Consider the following 3,572-nt stretch of genomic DNA (forward strand, 5'->3'; position numbering starts at 1 on the left):
GGTAGCTTTTTTTTCGCCAGTGTTCATTTGTTGTTTTCATAAGTGACTGTAATTAATTGCTTAATTTTTAGTCAACCTATTTCAGGAAAGTTCATTTCTCAAATGCACTACAACGTGTTTGTGTATGATTAGTGGCGTGTTTTGAGCTACTAATTTAGCAAATACAAACCGAATAGAAAATCCTCGAGGATTTTCGTAAGTAAGCTTGAACTAGCAATTAATTATACACGGTGTTGTGCAACGTTTTTTATCAAGTTGTTTTATTCTGTTTAATAAATTTATATACGGATTCTATTACATCAACATAATTATTTTCATGTAAATTACAATTGACTATAAAATTATTAAAACAGCTATCTATATCTGTTGAATTAAACAAACTGTAAACTTCTTTTTCTATTTCTATATAATTATTGGGTAAATAGAAGTTTATGTCATTTGAATAATCCTTGAATCCGTTTGAGAAATGAAAAATAGTATTCCTATTCAAGTATGATTGATAGATTCTAAAATATGTCTCATAAAGTGCCCAATAGTCAACTTTATCATATGTTTTCTTTAAGTTCTCGATAAAGCGGGTTACATCTCCGAAAAAAAGAAATGAATAGAAAACTAGAATTTCTTTCGTTATCCAATTTTTATAATTTGCGAAATTATTTTGTTTGGCCTCTTTCAGAAGTATTTCTATATCATAATTGTTTATCATAAAAGAAAATTCTAAATCTAAGATTCTATCTGAATATTCTATACTTCTCTTTTCCATATAGATGTATTCTTCCTCATACTGAATTTGTTTTTCTCTAAATTTTAAATACTCTTTGATTTTTTTTATTTTAACATCATCATTCAAACAATTATTAGCTATTATTTCGTAAGTATGATTTTCGTATACACTAATCCAAAATCCTTCTCCGCTTTTGTGTCTAACTTTTTTTGACCCTCTAATTATTTTGTAGATTTTAATATTTGGTTCCTCAAAGTATTTATGATTTTTGTTATTTGATTTTGATGAGGACTCTTTAATTGTTGTTTTATAATAATTGACTTTTGATAAGACTCTACTTAAGTAAGTATCTATGTAACTATTTAAATATTTATCATATAAGGTTAAAAGTTCTTCTCTAAATTGTTCAGTGATTTTAGGGTTTTCATTCGAGGCTAATTTATAAAACAAATTAAATTGATTGTCGGGTTTAGAATCTGTACTAGAAACTCGTAATTTATTAAACTCAACACTAAAAATATTATGAGAAAAACTTAGAACTATTCTGGGTGAATAATTATCCACGTCACAATACCAAACTTGATTAGGACCTTTAAAGATTGGTTTTTTGAGATAACATCTTTTTTCAGAAATTTTTTTAATTCCAGAACATATTTCTTCATGAACTAAATACAGAAAGTTTTCTAAATTCAAAATCTAATATTTTTGATTTATTTAAAGAAAGGAATAATTTCCTTTTCGAGAACCTTCTGATAGTCCATATCTTTGCATTTAAATGTTTGAGCATCATTCCACCTTTCGACACTAATTCTATTCCAAAAAAATGAAATTATAATTTCATCAGTTCCTTCTATCAAGTCCACGTGAGCAACAATATCTGAATATTTAGATTTAAACATTTTAGTTAGTTCATTTGCTTTTTGTTCAGCTTCTTTATGTGTCATATATTTAAATTTTTCATTTATACTGTTTCTCACAAATGTTGCACAACGGTCTAGTATATGAAAAGTAGCGTGTAAGTATACAGATACTTTTCCGACTAAATTAGCGTTATTAAATTAGCAACACAAATAAAATTTGGCACGAAATTAGCTATTTTTTATATACATTGTTGGCAGTAGTTATTTTTTTGTAACTTTGTCACGTTCATTTAGTTTAAAATGAATCCCACTGAATATTATGAGAGACTTTAATTTACATAAAGAAAAAGCTGTCAACAGTCTTTTGTTTGTAATAAATAATCTTGAAAAAGCTGACACACACAAGACTTACAAAATTTTATATTTTGCAGACCAGAAACATCTTTTAAAGTATGGTAGACCAATTTTTGGGGACACATATGTTAAAATGAAATATGGTCCCGTACCTTCTTTTGTCAAAAATGTAGTAGACGAGAATATTGAAGGTTTAGAAGAGGTTGTTGCTAAATATCATAGCTATTTTGTTAAATCTTTAGTCGAACCAGATTTAGATTTTTTATCTGAAAGTGATTTAGAATGTCTTAATGAATCATTAAAGGAAAATAAAGATTTAGAATTTCCTGCTTTAACCGATAAGTCACACGATTACGCATATAACAAAGCTAGTTGGAATATTGATTACTTAGATATGGCTAAAGCTGTTGGTGCTGATGAAAATTTATTAAACTTTATAAGTCAACAAAAAATTAATGACAATTTAGAGTTGATATGAGTTTAGGGGATTTCTTTCCAGATAATTTAAAAGACGATTTTGCAAAAAGAAATATAGATTTAGGAAATGCTATCTTGATTAAGATTCCTGATTTCACAATAACTTATGATAAATATATTATAGTAGTTGCAAAAGATGATAAAGAGGTTTCTCTTGCTTACGTTGTAATTAATTCTGAAGCCAATCCTAACATAGCTTATAATTCTTACTTAAAATCACTCCATTTAAAAATTGATAAAAAAAATAATCCATTTTTAGAAAAGGATAGTTTTGTTGATTGCTCAAAATTAAGAGAGTTTCCGATTCAAACAGTTGTTGACTTTTTAATTAAAAATCCAGAAAGAGCAGTTGGAAATGTTAGTTCAAATGTTCTTAAGTCAATACATATGACAATATCTACAGCTTCAACGATAGAACGTTATATGAAGAAGAAGTTCGGTTTTTAATTACTGCCAACGGTTATGTATAAGATTAGTTGCGTGTTTTAAGCACTAAATTTAGCAAATAAATCACGGATAGAAAGTCCGCGAGGACTTTCGTAAGTAGGCTAGAACTAGCAATTAATTTTATACAGTGTTGGCAAATCGTTTTTTATTCAAATTTTCGGTAGTCGTTTTTTATTTTGTCATTCAGTTTAATCCATTCTGGATTACTCTTAATTTCTATTATTTCCACTTTAATTTCTGATTCAAATTTCGGTGGGATTTTCGGTTTTTGAGTTGAGTAAATTTTCAGAGTATCATTTTCCGTTTTGTATATTATTTCGCCAAATCCGTGAAAAATATATTCAGATATTGAGTCAGCTTGAAATTCCATTTCTCTTTTCGTAGAAATCACAGATATTTTATGGTCAGCCGTTAATCCCCAATTTTTACTTTTCAGATACAGAGAACTTTTTTTATTCGGAAAGTAAATCTGTTCCCTTTCAAATACAGGTTTTCCTATTTCGTCCCAACTTGCAAATTCGCGTTCTACCTTCATTCCAAACCAAAATGAAAGTATAATTAGTAAAATCGAAATTATTATTAAATGTCTTTTTTTCAATTCGGATTTCGGTTTTTTGTATTATACTGAAATAGGTTGACTCTTTTTGGTTCAAATTTAGACGTTCAAAAGATTTTTTTTAAGCCGTTTAGAAGGCAAAAAAATAATTTGA

5 protein-coding genes are annotated in these 3,572 nt (G+C 27.7%); 2 read left to right on the plus strand and 3 right to left on the minus strand.

All coding sequences use genetic code 11. The features are described 5' to 3' along the window. Positions 1-250: 250 nt before the first annotated feature. Positions 251-1,417 carry a hypothetical protein gene (locus C8N41_RS16580; protein WP_115840092.1) on the minus strand — a complete coding sequence of 389 codons (1,167 nt, stop codon included), beginning with the start codon at positions 1,415-1,417 and terminating at the stop codon, positions 251-253. Positions 1,418-1,434: 17 nt separating this feature from the next. Beyond that, a complete protein-coding gene (locus C8N41_RS16585) occupies positions 1,435-1,668 on the minus strand; it encodes a hypothetical protein (RefSeq protein WP_115840093.1) in 234 nt (77 codons plus the stop codon). Positions 1,669-1,903: 235 nt separating this feature from the next. Between C8N41_RS16585 and C8N41_RS16590 the strand changes: the two genes are divergently transcribed. Then, positions 1,904-2,416, plus strand: coding sequence for a Panacea domain-containing protein (locus C8N41_RS16590; RefSeq protein ID WP_115840094.1), 513 nt, complete (start codon positions 1,904-1,906; stop codon positions 2,414-2,416). After that, positions 2,413-2,862, plus strand: coding sequence for a hypothetical protein (locus C8N41_RS16595; RefSeq protein WP_115840095.1), 450 nt, complete (start codon positions 2,413-2,415; stop codon positions 2,860-2,862). The genes C8N41_RS16590 and C8N41_RS16595 overlap by 4 nt, the downstream gene beginning before the upstream one ends. 145 nt (positions 2,863-3,007) lie before the next feature. On the opposite strand, the gene C8N41_RS16600 is transcribed toward C8N41_RS16595, so the two are convergent. Beyond that, positions 3,008-3,460, minus strand: coding sequence for a hypothetical protein (locus C8N41_RS16600; RefSeq protein ID WP_147298984.1), 453 nt, complete (start codon positions 3,458-3,460; stop codon positions 3,008-3,010). Positions 3,461-3,572: the final 112 nt, after the last annotated feature.

The organism is Winogradskyella sediminis, from assembly GCF_003387355.1.
Taxonomy (GTDB): domain Bacteria; phylum Bacteroidota; class Bacteroidia; order Flavobacteriales; family Flavobacteriaceae; genus Winogradskyella; species Winogradskyella sediminis.

Bases quoted from the DNA above. Each gene is read 5' to 3' on its own strand.
- C8N41_RS16585 (WP_115840093.1), bottom strand. From the start codon at position 1,668: ATGACACATAAAGAAGCTGAACAAAAAGCAAATGAACTAACTAAAATG.
- C8N41_RS16590 (WP_115840094.1), top strand. From the start codon at position 1,904: ATGAGAGACTTTAATTTACATAAAGAAAAAGCTGTCAACAGTCTTTTG.
- C8N41_RS16595 (WP_115840095.1), top strand. From the start codon at position 2,413: ATGAGTTTAGGGGATTTCTTTCCAGATAATTTAAAAGACGATTTTGCA.